This is a genomic window from Pseudomonas sp. OV546 (genome assembly GCF_900116845.1).
GTDB classification, from domain to species: Bacteria; Pseudomonadota; Gammaproteobacteria; order Pseudomonadales; family Pseudomonadaceae; genus Aquipseudomonas; species Aquipseudomonas petroselini.
In genome coordinates this window covers 1-15,267 of record NZ_FPCE01000017.1, presented here as the reverse complement: position 1 = coordinate 15,267, position 15,267 = coordinate 1, and the positions used below count along the sequence as shown (strand labels likewise).

Annotated in this window: 12 protein-coding genes, 2 rRNA genes and 1 pseudogene; 5 read left to right on the top strand and 10 right to left on the bottom strand. The window is 59.0% G+C overall.

Annotated elements, in window-relative coordinates; translation table 11 throughout:
- Positions 1-219: 219 nt before the first annotated feature.
- The 6 genes from BM403_RS27860 to BM403_RS27835 form a co-directional block, all read right to left on the bottom strand.
- A complete protein-coding gene (locus BM403_RS27860) occupies positions 220-1,140 on the bottom strand; it encodes a LysR family transcriptional regulator (protein ID WP_012721567.1) in 921 nt (306 codons plus the stop codon).
- A gap of 52 nt (positions 1,141-1,192) precedes the next feature.
- Positions 1,193-1,819 (bottom strand): TonB family protein, encoded by a 627-nt coding sequence (locus BM403_RS27855; protein WP_093546188.1) that lies wholly within the window; start codon positions 1,817-1,819, stop codon positions 1,193-1,195.
- A 99-nt stretch (positions 1,820-1,918) separates the two neighbouring features.
- Entirely contained in the window at positions 1,919-2,767 is an 849-nt protein-coding gene (locus BM403_RS27850; RefSeq protein WP_012721565.1) for an ABC transporter permease, read from the bottom strand.
- A gap of 11 nt (positions 2,768-2,778) precedes the next feature.
- On the bottom strand, positions 2,779-3,630 hold the full coding sequence (locus BM403_RS27845) for an ABC transporter ATP-binding protein (RefSeq protein WP_093546185.1): 852 nt from the start codon (positions 3,628-3,630) through the stop codon (positions 2,779-2,781).
- Between the two features lies 1 nt (position 3,631).
- Positions 3,632-4,657 carry an ABC transporter substrate-binding protein gene (locus BM403_RS27840; protein ID WP_043204612.1) on the bottom strand — a complete coding sequence of 342 codons (1,026 nt, stop codon included), beginning with the start codon at positions 4,655-4,657 and terminating at the stop codon, positions 3,632-3,634.
- A 14-nt stretch (positions 4,658-4,671) separates the two neighbouring features.
- Complete coding sequence (locus tag BM403_RS27835; RefSeq protein WP_012721562.1) at positions 4,672-5,565, bottom strand: TauD/TfdA dioxygenase family protein; 894 nt, start codon at positions 5,563-5,565, stop codon at positions 4,672-4,674.
- Positions 5,566-5,876: 311 nt separating this feature from the next.
- Here BM403_RS27835 and BM403_RS27830 point away from each other — a divergent pair, with 311 nt between their 5' ends.
- The 5 genes from BM403_RS27830 to BM403_RS27810 all read left to right on the top strand — a co-directional run bounded on the left by BM403_RS27830 (position 5,877) and on the right by BM403_RS27810 (position 12,495).
- Positions 5,877-6,575, top strand: coding sequence for a GntR family transcriptional regulator (locus BM403_RS27830; protein WP_012721561.1), 699 nt, complete (start codon positions 5,877-5,879; stop codon positions 6,573-6,575).
- A 372-nt stretch (positions 6,576-6,947) separates the two neighbouring features.
- Entirely contained in the window at positions 6,948-7,715 is a 768-nt protein-coding gene (locus BM403_RS27825) for a DUF3050 domain-containing protein (RefSeq protein ID WP_093546182.1), read from the top strand.
- Positions 7,702-8,649 carry a diiron oxygenase gene (locus tag BM403_RS27820; RefSeq protein ID WP_012721559.1) on the top strand — a complete coding sequence of 316 codons (948 nt, stop codon included), beginning with the start codon at positions 7,702-7,704 and terminating at the stop codon, positions 8,647-8,649. Before BM403_RS27825 ends, BM403_RS27820 begins: the two co-directional genes overlap by 14 nt.
- Positions 8,646-12,017 (top strand): amino acid adenylation domain-containing protein, encoded by a 3,372-nt coding sequence (locus BM403_RS27815; protein ID WP_093546179.1) that lies wholly within the window; start codon positions 8,646-8,648, stop codon positions 12,015-12,017. Before BM403_RS27820 ends, BM403_RS27815 begins: the two co-directional genes overlap by 4 nt.
- A 19-nt stretch (positions 12,018-12,036) precedes the next feature.
- Positions 12,037-12,495, top strand: a complete 459-nt coding sequence (locus BM403_RS27810) for an SRPBCC family protein (protein WP_093546176.1) — start codon at positions 12,037-12,039, stop codon at positions 12,493-12,495.
- A gap of 39 nt (positions 12,496-12,534) precedes the next feature.
- On the opposite strand, the gene BM403_RS32695 is transcribed toward BM403_RS27810, so the two are convergent.
- The 4 genes and pseudogenes from BM403_RS32695 to rrf (BM403_RS27795) all read right to left on the bottom strand — a co-directional run bounded on the left by BM403_RS32695 (position 12,535) and on the right by rrf (BM403_RS27795) (position 15,221).
- Entirely contained in the window at positions 12,535-13,320 is a 786-nt protein-coding gene (locus BM403_RS32695; RefSeq protein WP_370636097.1) for a methyl-accepting chemotaxis protein, read from the bottom strand.
- Positions 13,321-13,437: 117 nt separating this feature from the next.
- Positions 13,438-14,415: pseudogene (locus tag BM403_RS32690) on the bottom strand (cache domain-containing protein); the annotation flags it as partial.
- A 465-nt stretch (positions 14,416-14,880) separates the two neighbouring features.
- A 5S ribosomal RNA gene (gene rrf, locus BM403_RS27800) occupies positions 14,881-14,996 on the bottom strand.
- A gap of 109 nt (positions 14,997-15,105) precedes the next feature.
- A 5S ribosomal RNA gene (gene rrf / locus BM403_RS27795) occupies positions 15,106-15,221 on the bottom strand.
- Between the last annotated feature and the right edge of the window lie 46 nt (positions 15,222-15,267).

Genomic DNA, 15,267 nt, shown 5'->3' with positions numbered 1-15,267 from the left:
AGTAGCTCGAATGATAGATACCCGAGCAGTTTAATCAGGCACAAACATGACAAAAAGTTACTTGTTGGCAGTGTGTAACTGCACCAGACGCAACAATCACGATAAACACCAACCTCTGTGGGAGCTGGCTTGCCGGCGATAGCGGTGGGTCAGTGATCCATTTGGAACAGTCAGACCGCAATCGCAGGCAAGCCAGCTCCCACATTCACCGAGTTCACTTCAGGCCGGCTGGGCTTCGAGCCACGTGGCGTGGCAGCTCTCGCGCAGGGTTTCGCGCAGCCATTTGTGGGCGGGGTCTTTGTCGAATCGCGGGTGCCAGGATTGGGCCAATACCAGCGTCGGCAGCGAGATAGGCAGGGCGAATGCGCGCAGTGGCAGCTTCAGGCGATTGGCACTCAACAGCGCCTCCTTAGGCACCGGCAGGATCAGGTCGGAGTCGGGCAGCATGAACATCGCGCCGTGAAAGCCTGGGGCGATCATCGCCACGCGGCGCTCCAGGCCCTGGGCATTCAGCGCGGTATCGATCGGCCCCCGCGCGATGCCGCGCCGCGAGATGCTGATATGGGAGTAGCTGGCGAAGCGTGCGGCGGTGATTTCTTCGTCGAACAACGGGTGGTCTTCCCGCGCCAGGCCGACGAAGGTGGTGGAGAACAGGTTCTGCACCTTCACCTCGGGGCTGGCCGGCATGGTGTTGCTCACGCGTAAATCCAGGCGCCCTTCGCGCAGGGCCTCGTCATCGGTATCGCCTTCGGGCACGAAGCACAGCTCGCACAGGGGCGCCAGGCGCTCCATGGTGTCGAACAGCCGCCCGCCGTATACGCCGATAAAGAAGTCATTGGCGCGCACGCTGAAGCGGCGGCGCAAGGTGCTCAGATCCACCTGGTCCGCCGAGCGGAACAGCAGCGCCGCCTGCTCGACGACGTTGCGCACCTGGCCTTGCAGCTGCAACGCCTTAGGCGTGGGCACCAGGCCGCGACCGGCGCGCACCAGGATCGGGTCGCCCACCGCTTCGCGAATACGCGTCAGGGTGCGGCTCATGGCCGCCGGGCTGAGGTTCATGCGGCGCGCGGCGCCAACCACACTGCCCTCGTCGAGCAAGGCGTCGAGGGCGACCAGCAGGTTCATGTCCGGTAGTTGCATGCCAAGCACTCGTGATCAACAAGGCGTGAATTGAGCGCAATCGTAGCAGGCTTTACAGGTAAGGCTTCACGTTGCGGGGCAGGTAGTCCGCAAAGGCGGCTTTGGGATGGGCCTGGCATTTGCGCACGATGTCCGGCAGGGCATTTTCCAGTTCGTCGGCGCGAGCCAGGCCTTCGTTGTAGTCGCTCTTACCGCTCAGCGCCGGGAACATCACCGCGACGCGGGTAATGGCAAAGCTCTTCATTGCGATCAAGGGGCGCGTGGGATGTTCGCGACGGAACTGGCTGACTTCTTCGGTCAGCGCGCTGCAGGATTGGTAGGTGGTCTGGGTAAAGGTCAGTTGAGTGGTTTCCTTTCTCACCGGTTCGGGTGTGAACACCATATCGTTTTGCGCCTGGAGCACTGCGGGCCGATCGGCCTCTACCGTCCAGGGCTTGAACCGCCATAGCGTGGCCGCCGCCACGGCGGCTTCACCAAACGCCGGCTTGGTGGCGCTGAGCGCTTTGACGTCGCTGACCGTACCGTCGTTATGAATGTTCAGGCTGATGCGTGCGTGCCCCTGGGTGGCTATCAGGTGGCTGGGGTACAGCGGCTTGGGCATGGTGACCACTTCAGGCACGAATTCCGCCAGAACCGAAGTCGACAAACACAAAGCCGCCGCCAACACAAAAAACCGCATCGTCGTAAATCCTTTTACCGGGCACACCTGACGCCAGGGCGACGTCAGATTTGGCCGATATTATCGGGTTCACGGCGGACAAAGAGCAATCATTCCTGTTTAGCGCTGCATGCCCCAGCGCTTCACGGTCAGGCGCTCGAACGTGTCAAACACCAGATTTTCCACAAGCAGGCCGATCAGGATCACCACCGCCAGCCCGGCAAACACCTTGTCGGTATACAGCTCGTTGCGATTCTGGAAGATGTACCACCCCAGGCCACCCTTGCCGCTGGTGGCGCCGAATACCAGTTCGGCCGCGATCAGCGTGCGCCAGGCAAATGCCCAGCCAATCTTGAGGCCCGCGAGGATCGACGGCAGCGCCGCCGGGATGAGGATGAACAGCACAAAACGCATGCCCTTGAGGCCGTAATTGCGGCCAGCCATGCGCAGGGTTTCGGACACGCCGAGGAACCCCGAATAGGTGTTGAGCGCCAACGCCCACAGCACCGAATGCACCAGCACGAAGATCAGGCTGTTCTGCCCCAGGCCAAACCACAGCAGCGCCAGCGGCAGCAAGGCAATCGCCGGCAGCGGGTTGAACATCGAGGTCAGGGTGCTCAGCAGATCACGGCCCAGTTGGGTCGATACCGCCAAGGTGGTCAGGGCAAACGCCAGCACAATGCCGATCAGGTAACCCTTGATCAGCACCACCAGCGAAATGCTGACTTTGCTGAGCAATTCACCGCTGAGCAGCCCGTCGTACAGTGCGTGAAAGGTCTGCAAGAAGCTCGGCAACAGCAGGTCGTTGTTCTGATAACGCGCAACGGCTTCCCAGAGGATCGCGAGCACGATCAGGATCAGGCCCTTGCGCAGCCAGCCTTGTTGCCACAAACGTTGACGCAGCGGCAGCTCGCGTTCCACTGGGACACTGAGCAACGGCTCGAGGGTGATTTCGTATTCCTGGCGCATGGGTTGTCCCTTCAGTAAGCGATGCGGATATCGGCGAAACCCAACTCGCGTTCGGCCTCGGGCGCTTCATCGAACAGCAGGCGATGAATGCGCCGTGCCGACGCCTGGAACTCCACGCCACCGAGGCTGTGCAGGTCGTATTGATGGCTGTGGATTTCCGCGCGCACGCGTCCCGGGTGAGGCGACAGCAACAGGATGCGATTACCCACCACCAGCGCTTCCTCAATGGAGTGGGTGACGAACAGCAGCGTGAAACTCACTTCTTCCCAGAGCAGCAGCAACTCTTCCTGCATCTTGCGCCGGGTCAGCGCGTCGAGGGCGGCGAAGGGTTCGTCCATCAACAGGATTTTCGGCTGCATGGCCAGGGCACGGGCGATGGCGACGCGGGCTTTCATACCGCCGGAAAGGGTGTGCGGGTAGGCATCGGCAAAGGCGGTGAGGCCGACTTTGTCGAGGTAGTGCAGCGCGCGTTCTTCGGCTTCGGCGCGCTTCAAGGTTTTCGAGGCCAGCAGCGGAAACATCACGTTCTGTTTGACGGTCTTCCACGGCGGCAACTGGTCGAATTCCTGGAACACCACGATACGGTCCGGGCCTGGTTGCTCGACCTTCTGGCCCAGCAAGCGGATCTCGCCTTCGCAGGGTTTGATAAACCCGGCGATGGATTTGAGCAAGGTGGACTTACCGCAGCCCGAAGGGCCGAGCAGCACGTAGCGATCGGCCGGGTCGATCTCGAAACTCACCTGGTGGGTGGCCCGCACCACGCGCTCGGGGGTGCGGTATTCCAGGCTGACGTTATCCACCGCCAGCAGCGGGCCGGTGGTGTGCAGGTTGCTGGCCGCGTGGCCTTGCAAAGGCGCGTTCATCTCAACTTCCTTGCAGGGGCTTGGCGTCCTGGAAGAAATAGTCCTTCCACGATTCAGGCTTGTTCTTGATGGCGCCAACGCGGTAGAGGAATTCCGCCAGCGGGTAGGTGTTTTTCGGCGTGACGCTGAATTCGAACTGCGGGTTGTCGATGATTTTCAGCAACTCGGCGCGGTCGATCTTGGCGTTGGTGACACGGATGTAGGTGTCCGCCGCTGCGCCTTTGTCGTTCTGGGCGAACTGCGCGGCTTCGGTCAATGCCTCGACGAACGCCTTGTAGGTTTTCGGGTTGTCGTTGCGAAATTTCTCGGTGGCGAACAGCACCGTCGGCGAGTTCGGGCCGAGCAGGTCGTAGGTGTTCAGCACCACGTGCACGTTCGGGTTGGCCAGGGCCTGGTCTTGGAACGGTGGGTTGGAAAAGTGCCCGGTGAGCTCGGTGCCGCCAGCGATCAGCGCGGCGGTGGCATCCGGGTGCGGGACGGCAACGGTGTACTTGTCGAGGCGGTTGAATTCCTTGTCACCCCATTGTTTGGCCGCCGCGTATTGCAGGAAACGCGACTGCACCGACACGCCCACCGCCGGTACGGCAATGCGATCTTTCTCGGTGAAATCGGCGATGGTCTTGACCTTGGGGTTGTTGCTGACCAGGTAGTACGGGAAGTTGCCCAGGGAAGCGACGGCCTTGACGTTCTGCTTGCCGTGGGTGCGATCCCAGATGGTCAGCAGCGGGCCGACACCGGCACCGGCAATATCGATGGAACCGGAGAGCAGTGCGTCGTTGACTGCCGCGCCGCCAGACAGCTGAGTCCAGTCCACCTTGATGTCGATGCCTTCCTGCTTACCGTATTTCTCGATCAGGTTCTGGTCGCGTACCACGTTGAGTAACAGGTAGACGATGCCGAACTGCTCAGCAATGCGAATCTCGCCTTCGGCCTGCGCGGCCGCTGGCGCGACCAGGCTGCCGGCCAGCAGGCTGATACCCAGGCCGACGGTCGCGGCCAGCCGTGCAAATGGAATGTTCCTGGACATGGTCATGCTCCGAATCAGAAAGGCGCGTCGCCCTGGATGGTGGTACGAAACAGCTTGCGGCGCAGATGGCTCGGGCAACCGGCGGCCAAGTGGATCAGCGAACGGTTGTCCCAGAACACCAGATCGTGGGGCTGCCACTGGTGGCGGTAGATGTTTTGCGGCAACACGCTGTGCGCATAGAGTTGGGCCAGCAGGTCGCGGCTTTCGTCCTCCGGCAGGCCGACGATGCGGGTGGTGAAACCTTCACTGACAAACAGCGCTTTGCGGCCGTTTTCCGGGTGAGTGCGCACGATGGGGTGCACGACTTCCGCCACCTGGGCAAGCTGCTCAGGGGTCAACGTGGGGCGCCAGTTGCCTTCGAATTTGGTTTCGCTGTAGCGCGCGGTGTAGGAATGGGCGGCACTGCGACCTTCGACGGCGTTGCGCAAGTGCTCGGGCAATTGGTCCCAGGCTTTGTGCATATCGGCGAACAAGGTGTCGCCGCCTTCAGAGGGCAGCTCCTGAGCGTGCAGCATCGAGCCCAGGCTCGGCAGTTCTTTATAGGACAGGTCCGAATGCCAGAATTTGCCCGCGTCCCCCAGGCCGATGGACTGGCCGTTTTCGATGATGTTGGAGACGATCAGGATTTCCGGATGGTTGGCCAACAGGAACTGTTTGAGCACATGGATCTGCAGCACGCCAAAGCGACGGCTGAAGGCGATCTGTTGCTCGGGGGTGATGCGTTGGTCACGGAAGACCACGACATGATGGTCCAGATGTGCGCGGTGGATGCGCGCGAAATCTTTGTCGTTGATCGCACGGGTCAAGTCCAGGCCAATGATCTCGGCACCGACACTGCCGGGAAGTGGGCGAATCTCGAAGGTTTGGTGGGTAGGGATCGCTGTTGGAACAGTAGAGGCGGCGGACATGAGTTCACTCCCGGTCAGACAGGAGAGTGACTTTATAGATATAAGAGCGGCATTTTAAATACCGATAATGAATATCTATAGACAGGAATGTTCCGGCGAAAAGGCGCTTTCGGCGGCGGGGATGGCATAAATCAGCGAAGCGAAACGTTCAGCTGTAAGACGCCGTAGAAACGCTGTGTGGGCGCCAAGAACCGCGTGTTTAGCCGCTTACAAGCCGAAAACCTTGCCCGTTTGACAACCCGGCAGGCAGTCTCTAGTGTGCATTGGATCCAATTAGCCACACTCATTCTAATAAGGAGGATAGCGTAGCCGTGACGCAGAAGCCGAACCCTTTGAACAGCATCAAGATCAGCGGGCCGATTCCCGCCCACCTTGCCCGCTCCGTAATTGAAGAAACCTTGCGTAACGCCATTCTCGATGGCCGGTTGCCGTGTGGTACCGCCATGCGCCAGCAAGAGCTGGCCAGCCTGTTCGGGGTCAGCCGCATGCCAGTCCGCGAAGCCTTGCGCCAGTTGGAGGCACAGTCATTGCTGCATGTGGTGACGCACAAGGGCGCAGTGGTTGCGCCGCTGATTGAGGACAACTCGGCTGAGACCTATGCCTTGCGCATTCTTCTGGAGTCGGAAGCGCTGCGCTTGTCGACCCCGTTGCTGACCGCCGCCGATATCGCCGAGGCGAATACCTACATCGATGCCTTGGAACGGGAGAAAGACTACACCGAGATTGGCCGCCTGAATCGACTGTTTCACATGGTCCTGTATGGCAAGGCTCCTAACCAGCGGCTGCTCAAGCTGGTCGAACACGGTTTGAATGAAGAGGAGCGTTTTTTGCGCTTCAACCTTGAAGCGATGGGGCTGGGCGAGACATCCCAGGAAGATCACCGTGAACTGCTGAACCTGGTGGCGCAGAAGAAGCTCGACGAAAGCATCCTGGCACTGCGCAATCACCTGACGCGCGGCATGGAAGTCATCGCGAACTATCTCAATGGCCTTGAAGAAGCCGACAGATAGGTTTTCCACCGCAACGCTCGCCCCCCTGCGTTGCGGGGCTCCCCCTCAAGGAGAGCGCCGCGTCAAGATGACGTGATTAAAACAACTTGATTAAACTAAACCTGCTTCTACCCAAGAAACTTCCCACCTTTAAAACGCACTTTACACACCACATGTAACTTCTCGAAAAAACATCCAGTGCACTTATAAGCTCACCCAAACGTTTAATCAGCTTATTATCTTCCGCTGAACATTAAACTTTTCAACTGTCCGTATCCATCCAGGCCTATGGCGCGCCTTGCGCGTGGCCTGACTGAACGCTACTTGTCTACTTCCGGCTGCAAAAGCCATCACTGCTTCACGAGCAGTCGCGACAACTTATAGGCATCAACCATGTATCAAACTTTGCTTGAGCAAAAAAAACAGCTGTTATGCAGCCATCTGTTATTTGATGAAATAACTTCACTGGGTAAGTTACAACTTTTCATGGAGAGCCACGTATTTGCGGTATGGGACTTCATGACCCTCACCAAACGCCTGCAACAGGACCTGACGTGCACGCGGCTACCCTGGCTTCCCCCGACCGATCCACACGCTGCCCGATTGATTAACGAGATCGTGCTGGGTGAGGAGTCCGACGAGCATCCTGAGCGAGGCTATAGCAGCCACTTCGAGCTGTACCGTGAAGCAATGGTCGAAGTGGGCGCCAGCACCGCCGCCATCGATGCCTTTATTACGCTGCAACGCGGAGGCATCGAGGCCCACGCAGCCTTGCAACAGATCGATGTACCGCAAGGCGTGTCCCGCTTCGTCGAGGACACGTTGCTTATCGCGTTAAATGCCCCGACCCATTGTGTCGCCGCAGCGTTCCTGCACGGCCGTGAGAGTGTAATCCCGGCCATGTTCGAACGTCTGTTGCAAGGTAACGGGATCATCAATCAACAGGCGCCTATCCTGGGCCACTACCTGAACCGTCACATCGAATTGGATACCCAGGGCCATGAGCCAGCGGCGCAACAGTTACTGCAACGCCTGATTGGCGCCGACGCGTGCCGCAAAGAAGAAGCTGCGGGCGCTGCACTCAACGCGGTGGAAAACCGCATCACCTTCTGGGACTCGGTGCGTGCCTCGTTGCAAGGGGGCATCCATGAATACCGCTGACTATCGCTCCATCGCTGAGGATTGGGAGTGCCGTGCAACCATTCGCACACGTCCTCGCCGCGTGCTGGAAAACGACGGCAATCTGATCTATCCATTGTGTCGCCAGCCACTGGTAGTGGGCGCGACGTTTCTCGAGCACTGCTCGCAATGGCGCGATTTTGTGCTGGTGCAAAGCTTCTATAAATTCATCAATGACGTAGTTATTTTCGAAACCGAGATCGTCGACAAGACCGCCCGCCGCATTGCCAAGAACCGCTTCGCCATCACCTTCCCCCTCGCCTGTCGCTACGACGCAATGACCATCGTGGTGGACGAGGATTACCATGCCCTGGTCGCACTGGATTTCCTGCAACAGACCGTGGCAATGACCGGTATAGAACCGCTCGAACTGCCGGCACAAATCGAGCTCAGTCGCGCCCTGCCGGCAGCACAGGCGCAGGCCCCGGCACACCTGCGTGACGCGGTTGAGTTGATTGGCGTGGCCATCGCCGAAAACACGGTGACCCATGACGTCGCCGCCTTCGCCAAGGACGACAGCGTCAAGTCGTCGGTCCGCGGCATGATGGCCGATCATCTCTCTGACGAAGGGCGTCATGCGCAATTCTGGACACGCCTGGTACGCCTCTACTGGCAAGCGGCGAGCCCGGAGGATCGCGACAGCATCGCCGACGTGCTGCCAACATTCTTGAGCCACTACCTGACCAACGACCTGCAGAAGTCCTTCGACCTGCAACTGATCGAACGTCTGGACGTGGACCCCAACATCCGTCAGGCGCTGACACGAGAAGTAAACGCGCTGGATTTCCCCATCACCCGACAACACCCACTGATCGGTAACATCACAGGTTTTCTGCAGCGTAGCGGCTTGCTGCAGACACCCAGCGTGACACAGGCATTGAGTGACTATTTGCCCCTGGCCGGGAGAGCGGCATGAGATGCCTGACCATTGGATGGGTCGGTGTCAGCCAAGCCCTGGAGAGCGTGAAGCACGTGCTGGAGCAGTACGGCCATCGGTCTGGTGATGAGGCCGCCGACTGGGTGATCGAAGACGGGAGCCAGCCAGTACCCCGGCGCTTGTCCGAAGCCTCCCGCATCAGCTTGCGCGTGGGCATCGGCGCTCTGACTGAATACGGGCTGCCCGCCGTACAGTTGCGCGGCTATGACCGCAACAGGCGCCTGCTTGCCGCGCTGGACCTTGCCGAAGAGCCCAGTGGGAACGGCCAGCGACTGCGCTTGCACGCAACCCGGGTGCTGGCGGAATGGGTTGCCTTGCACATCAGTCGTGTTGCACGTGACCCTGAGTATTTGCCCCCAGAGGCCTGCGCCAATGCCTGGCCTGAGCAAGGCATGCAGGGGCTGGAAGCGGTGGCGTTTCTGCATCGGTTTAATCGCACGGCGGACCCGGCCGTGTGGCAGGCAGCCCGGGTGCCGGTGATCGAGCGATTGCAGGCCAGCCTTCTCACCTTCGCCGAGAGACCTGCCCTGAACATTGCGGGCAATGTGACGACTTACCGGCAACTGCAGACTCAGGTGCTCGCCATCCAGCAGCGGCTGGAACGGCTACTGGAGGGCATTGAGGCACCCGCCGTAGTCGGTGTTTGCCTGGAAAAATCCATCGCGTTGTACGCCAGTATTCTCGCAGTGCTCGGCTGCGGCGCGGTGTACCTGCCGCTGGCGCCCGACCACCCATCACAACGCCAGCAGGTCATGCTGGAAAGTGCAGGCGCCCGCGTATTGCTGGATGACGGCAGCCATCCATTGCGTGAGCACTTCGTTTCGCTGGACGTCGGCAATCTCGGCGCGCCAGACACTGCACGACCATTGCGGCCTCCTTGCATCGACCTTGAAGCACCTTGCATGGCGCTCTTCACCTCGGGCACCACGGGACGGCCCAAGGGTGTGCTGCTCGGCCAGGACAATCTCGCCCATTTCAGCGCTTGGTTTGCCAGCAAAATGGCGCTGAGTGAACGGAGTCGTGTGCTGCAGTTCGCCTCGGTGAATTTCGATGCATCGCTGATGGACATTTTCCCCAGCCTGATCGCCGGCGCGGAGTTGATCATCCCCAGCGAGACGCAACGGCGCGATCCGCAGCAATTGGTCGAGCTGATTCGGCAACAGCGCATCACCCATGCGTTCTTGCCGCCGGCGCTGCTCAGCCTCCTGCCGCTTGATAAACCCTTGGGCCTGACGCATCTGTTGACCGGCGGCGATGCCTGCGAGCCTTATGTGATCGAACGCTTGGCAGGCCAATGCCACCTGCACAACCTCTACGGTCCCACCGAAGCGACGGTACTGGTCACCCATCGGATCCTGCAAGCCGGGGATGGCAATCGCAACCTGGGCCGCCCCATCGCCAACAGCCAAGTGCTGATCCTCGACGATAACCTGCAACCGGTGGACGAACAGGTGATGGGCGAGCTGTACATCGTCGGCCCTGGGGTAGGCCTGGGGTATTTAAATGCAGCGCAGTTGCCCGACGACCCTTTCATGACGCTGGCCCTGCCGGGTGGCAAGCCCCTGCGGGCCTATCGCAGTGGCGACCTTGCGAAGTGGACTGCCGAGGGTATCGAGCTGGGCGGCAGGCGCGATGCGCAGGTGAAGATTCGCGGAATCCGGGTCGCGCCTCAGGAAATCGAACAGTGCCTGCGCGACAGTCGACTGTATCGCCAGGTGGCGGTGGTCATTGATAGTGAACGCAAGATTCGTGGTGTCGTCGCCCAACCGGAGCCTGGCGCTACGCTAGCCGGCTTGAAACAGCATGCACGGCAGTGGCTGCCTGATTACCTGCAGCCCGACCTGTGGGCCGAGCTACCCAGCCTGCCTTGCTCCAGTAACGGCAAGGTCGACCGCCAGGCCTTGCTGGCGTTGCCGGCCCACCCCACGTTGAATAGCGCCGGGCAGGCTGCGCAAACGCCCCTTCACATGCAACTGGTGGCGTTATGGCGTGAGTTGTTGCGGTTGCCAGTGGGCGAGCTGTCAATTGATGACAGCTTCTTCAATCTCGGCGGCCACTCCATGTTGTTGTCGATGTTGTTGCTGCGTATCCGCGAGCAGTTTGGCCGCAGCCTGCCGTTGAACCGCTTCTTTGAAGCACCAACGATTCGCACGCTTGCGCTGCTGATCGAGGATGGGGCGCTGCCTGAAGCAGCTTTCGGCCAGGCACTTCAGGATGCACAGAGGGAAGACGTTGTTCAGGTACTGCCTGTAGAGCGCGTCGGTGATCGCAACAAAGTGATCGTGACAGGCGCAAACAGTTTTATCGGTGTGCATATCGTCGAGGCGCTGTTGGCCAATGGTGCAACCCACGTGGCGTGCCTGGTGCGGGAGCTGCCGGGACAAGCCGCAACCACGCGATTCGCTCAGGCGTTGCGCGAACACCGTCTTGAACACTTGGACTTGAGCCGGGTGCAGGTCTATGCCGCGGATATCAGCCAACCACGCCTGGGCTTGGCTTGCGATACGTATGAGCACCTTGCACGGGACTACGGTGTACTCGTGCACAACGCCGCGCGGGTCAATCACGTGATGGACTACGCCTCGTTGGTAAAGGACAACGTCGCCCCCCTGCTGGAATGCCTGCGCTTGTGTGAGACCCACTGCAAGAAAGTGCTCAATTTCATCTCGACCTTGTCGGCCTGCAGCGACACCGACGCACATGGCCACGTCCTCGAAACCCCGGCCGCGCAGACCCTGCCGATCTACATCAAAAATGGCTACAACTTGTCCAAGTGGGTCGCTGAGCGCTGGCTGGGGCGCGCGGTCAAGCAAGGTTCCTGGGTGAACATTCACCGCCCGGGAAACATCAGTTTCAACAGCCGGAGCGGTGTGTGTCAGCCGCAGAAAAATCGCCTGATGCTGATGCTAAAAGGCTCGCTGCAATTGGGCTTGGTGCCCCGTTTGGAAGTGAACTTCGACCTGATGCCTGTGGACTTTTTTGCTCGGTTTCTCGCGTTCCACTGCGGCCATTTTGAAGCGAGGCGAAACGTCTTCAACCTGCATAACCCACAGCCTTTGAGCTGGGATCAATATTTGGATGCATTCAGCCGGGCGGGCTACGAATTCGAGCGCGTCAGTGTCGCGCACTGGCAAAGGGCGCTGCGCACGGTAAGCCGCGAAAACGCGCTGTTTGGCGTACTGGGCTTTTATATGGACGGGCTGGGGGACGACATTGGCGACACCTCAATGATCCACTGCAACAACGCACGCCGGGCAGTGGAAGCAATGGGTACCCACTACCCCGAAAAGAGCGCGTCGCTGCTGCAAAGGGGCTGCGACTACCTCAAGGCTATCGGCTTTCTTTGAACGGATTAAGGACAACCTCATGAAACCGCTGCAACCCGATACATTGATTCACAACCCAACTGGCATGCCGGTGGTGGCCTCTGTCGTGGTCAACTGCGAGGCCATGCGACTGTGGGGGGTGGTGGGTCACTTTGCAGGCTTTGATGCCTTTATTCCGGCCCTGTCGCACATCGAAATGACGGGGGACGGCGTGGGCGCTTTGCGCACCAAGTTTTTCCACAATGGTCATCGCGTCGTGGAGCAACTCAATAGCCGGGACGAAGATGCCATGAGCATGACCTGGACAACGATCTATAACACGCTGGGCGTAGCTCGATTGTGGGCGGCGATGCGCGTGGAAGCACTCGGTTCAAGCGGTTCAAGGGCGACCTGGACGCTGATCGGCGAGCCAGCAGAAATGGCGCAGGCGGAGTTTGAACAGTTTGTACAAACATTCGCCGACAACGCTTTGGGAAATGTGCGCCATATGCTGGGTTGAGGAGCAGGAGCGAGAGGGCTCGCTCCTGTTCAATCACCGTCAGATCTTGAAACTGTCGACCAGCTGTTTCAAGCGGCTGGCCTGCTGGGACAGCGCATCGCAGTCCTTCAATGTTTCGTTGAGATTGGTCACGCCTTGCTGGTTCAGCAGGTTGATCTGATTGATGTCGACATTGAGTGTTTCCACTACTGCAGTCTGCTCTTCGGTGGCGGCAGCGACCGATTGGTTCATGCCATCGATTTCAACGATCCTCTTCGTCACGCTGATCAGCCGCTCACCCGCCTGGTTGGCCACCTGGACACTTTCTTCGCTGGAGGTCTGGCTGGCGTTCATCGTGCTCACCGCTTCACGCGAACCCACTTGCAACGAGGTGATCATTTTGTGGATTTCTTCAGCCGACTCCTGCGTACGGTGGGCCAGGTTACGCACTTCATCAGCGACCACGGCAAACCCGCGGCCAGCCTCCCCGGCACGGGCAGCCTCGATCGCGGCGTTGAGCGCAAGCAGGTTGGTCTGCTGGGAGATGCCTTTGATGACATCAAGAATGTGACCGATGTTGTCGGTGCTGGCATTCAGGGTTTCAATCTGCGTGCAGGACAGGCTGATCTTTTGCGACAGTTCCGACATCGCCAAAATGGTTTGCTCCACCACTTTGCGCCCATCGTCAGCCTGCTCACTGGCACCGCTCGCGTGCTGCGAGGCGTCGGCAGCATTACGCGCGATTTCCTGAGTGGCTGCGCCCAGCTCGTTGATCGCGGCAGCCACGCTGTTAGTGCGCGCGCTCTGCTCGTCGGAACCGATGATCGAGGCGTTGGACGATGCCATTACGCGCTGGGACAAGTCATGCACCTGGCGTGTTGCTGAAGACACTTCGGAGATGGAGGCGTGGATACGCTCTACGAATTGATTGAATGCACTGCCTACCTCGCCAAACTCGTCCTTGCTGGTGACGTCCAGGCGACGGGTCAGGTCGCCCTCACCCTGAGCGATGTCCTGCATGGCAACGCCCATAGTGGTCAGAGGCCGCAGCAGTACTTGGATCAGCAGGCTCAAGAGCACTGCGATCGCCACCACCGCAATCAACATGGCAATCAACGCTGATGTACGGAATTTACCCAGCGGTGCGTAGGCCTTGTCTTTATCGATCGACAGACCAATGTACCAATCCGCATCTGGCAGGCCGCTGATCGGGGTGAACGACAAAATACGATCCTGGCCATTGAGGACGACATCCTGACTGACCTTCTCGATACGCACAGGGGAGCCTGGATAGATGTCCTTAAGGTTCTTCATCACCTGGTCCTGGTCAGGACTGACGATGACCTGGCCATCGCCGCTGACCAGAAACGCATGGCCGATGCCGCCGAAATCCACAGAGTTGATGATCTTCACCAGGGTTTGCAGGCTCAGGTCACCACCGACGACACCCAGCAGTTCACCGTTCTTTTTCACCGGCATCGCGATGGTTACGATCTGCCCACCCACTGCGGCCATGTAAGGCGGGGTGAGCATGGTTTTATCAGTGGCTACAGCTTGCTTGTACCAAGGACGCTGACGGGGGTCGTAGCCATCAGGCATCTTCGCATCTGGACGCTGGGTGAACACACCGTTGGTTTGGCCGACATAGGTGAACTGGAAATTTGCTGTCAGGGCAGGTTGATCGACCAAGCCCGGGAGGTCTGCGCCAGTGCCCTGGTGGGCAATATTTTGCGCCAGGCTTTCGAGTACCAGAATTCGCCCACTGAGCCAGTTCTGCACACTACTGGCGGTAAGCTCGCCGGATTGCTGGATGGAGGAATCCAGGTTTTGCTTGATGGTGCTTCGCTGCAGGTAGTCGTTGTAAAGCGTGAATAACGCGAAGGCTAGAACCACAACGCCTGACGCGGCCAACAGAATTTTATGACTGAACTTAAGATTCATTTCACCGACTTCTTTTGCCAAATGGGGGTGTGAGCGTGCCGAGTGGAACATTCCATGTAACGGTATAGGCGGACTCTCTGACCGCTCTATTTCGGTGCACGCATGGCTCATCAGGCTTTCGGCCAAAGCAGGGCAAATCTTAGGGGATTGTGAGGTATATCCTGTTTTCGCGAGAGAAACCGACCGGTGGTAGGCGATAACGGATCGGTGATGCAGAGCCTTTCAGTCGCCAGGGTCGTGCCGCAGATACGTCCGCGCAAGGCGCCTTTGTGAACTTGCTGCAACAGAGCAGGAGCTCCGGAATCAAGATGCCTCATAGGTTTTTGCATGTCATGCAATGGCCTGGTAATCGATCACTGACGACGTGAATAAATCGAACATGCTTACCGGGGATCTATCAACTGCCGCATCTCTTAAACGACAAAACCCCTGTCTGCGCTAGCAGACAGGGGTTTCGGAATTCAATCTTGACGATGACCTACTCTCACATGGGGAAACCCCACACTACCATCGGCGATGCATCGTTTCACTGCTGAGTTCGGGATGGGATCAGGTGGTTCCAATGCTCTATGGTCGTCAAGAAATTCTGTGCACCGGACCGTTGTGTTAGCAACGTGCCGGTTAAATTCATGGACTTCTACATAAACAAAACCCCTGTTTGCGTTAGCAAACAGGGGTTCTGGAATTTAATCTTGACGATGACCTACTCTCACATGGGGAAACCCCACACTACCATCGGCGATGCATCGTTTCACTTCTGAGTTCGGGATGGGATCAGGTGGTTCCAATGCTCTATGGTCGTCAAGAAATTCGGGTACTGAGTCGTGGCCAGCTGGCCTCGCTTCAGCAAAT

Coding starts and splice junctions, on each gene's coding strand:
- BM403_RS27825 (WP_093546182.1), top strand. CDS start 6,948: ATGTATCAAACTTTGCTTGAGCAAAAAAAACAGCTGTTATGCAGCCAT.
- BM403_RS27845 (WP_093546185.1), bottom strand. CDS start 3,630: ATGAACGCGCCTTTGCAAGGCCACGCGGCCAGCAACCTGCACACCACC.
- BM403_RS27860 (WP_012721567.1), bottom strand. CDS start 1,140: ATGCAACTACCGGACATGAACCTGCTGGTCGCCCTCGACGCCTTGCTC.
- BM403_RS27835 (WP_012721562.1), bottom strand. CDS start 5,565: ATGTCCGCCGCCTCTACTGTTCCAACAGCGATCCCTACCCACCAAACC.
- BM403_RS27855 (WP_093546188.1), bottom strand. CDS start 1,819: ATGCGGTTTTTTGTGTTGGCGGCGGCTTTGTGTTTGTCGACTTCGGTT.
- BM403_RS27810 (WP_093546176.1), top strand. CDS start 12,037: ATGAAACCGCTGCAACCCGATACATTGATTCACAACCCAACTGGCATG.
- BM403_RS32695 (WP_370636097.1), bottom strand. CDS start 13,320: ATGGCATCGTCCAACGCCTCGATCATCGGTTCCGACGAGCAGAGCGCG.
- BM403_RS27820 (WP_012721559.1), top strand. CDS start 7,702: ATGAATACCGCTGACTATCGCTCCATCGCTGAGGATTGGGAGTGCCGT.
- BM403_RS27815 (WP_093546179.1), top strand. CDS start 8,646: ATGAGATGCCTGACCATTGGATGGGTCGGTGTCAGCCAAGCCCTGGAG.
- BM403_RS27850 (WP_012721565.1), bottom strand. CDS start 2,767: ATGCGCCAGGAATACGAAATCACCCTCGAGCCGTTGCTCAGTGTCCCA.
- BM403_RS27840 (WP_043204612.1), bottom strand. CDS start 4,657: ATGTCCAGGAACATTCCATTTGCACGGCTGGCCGCGACCGTCGGCCTG.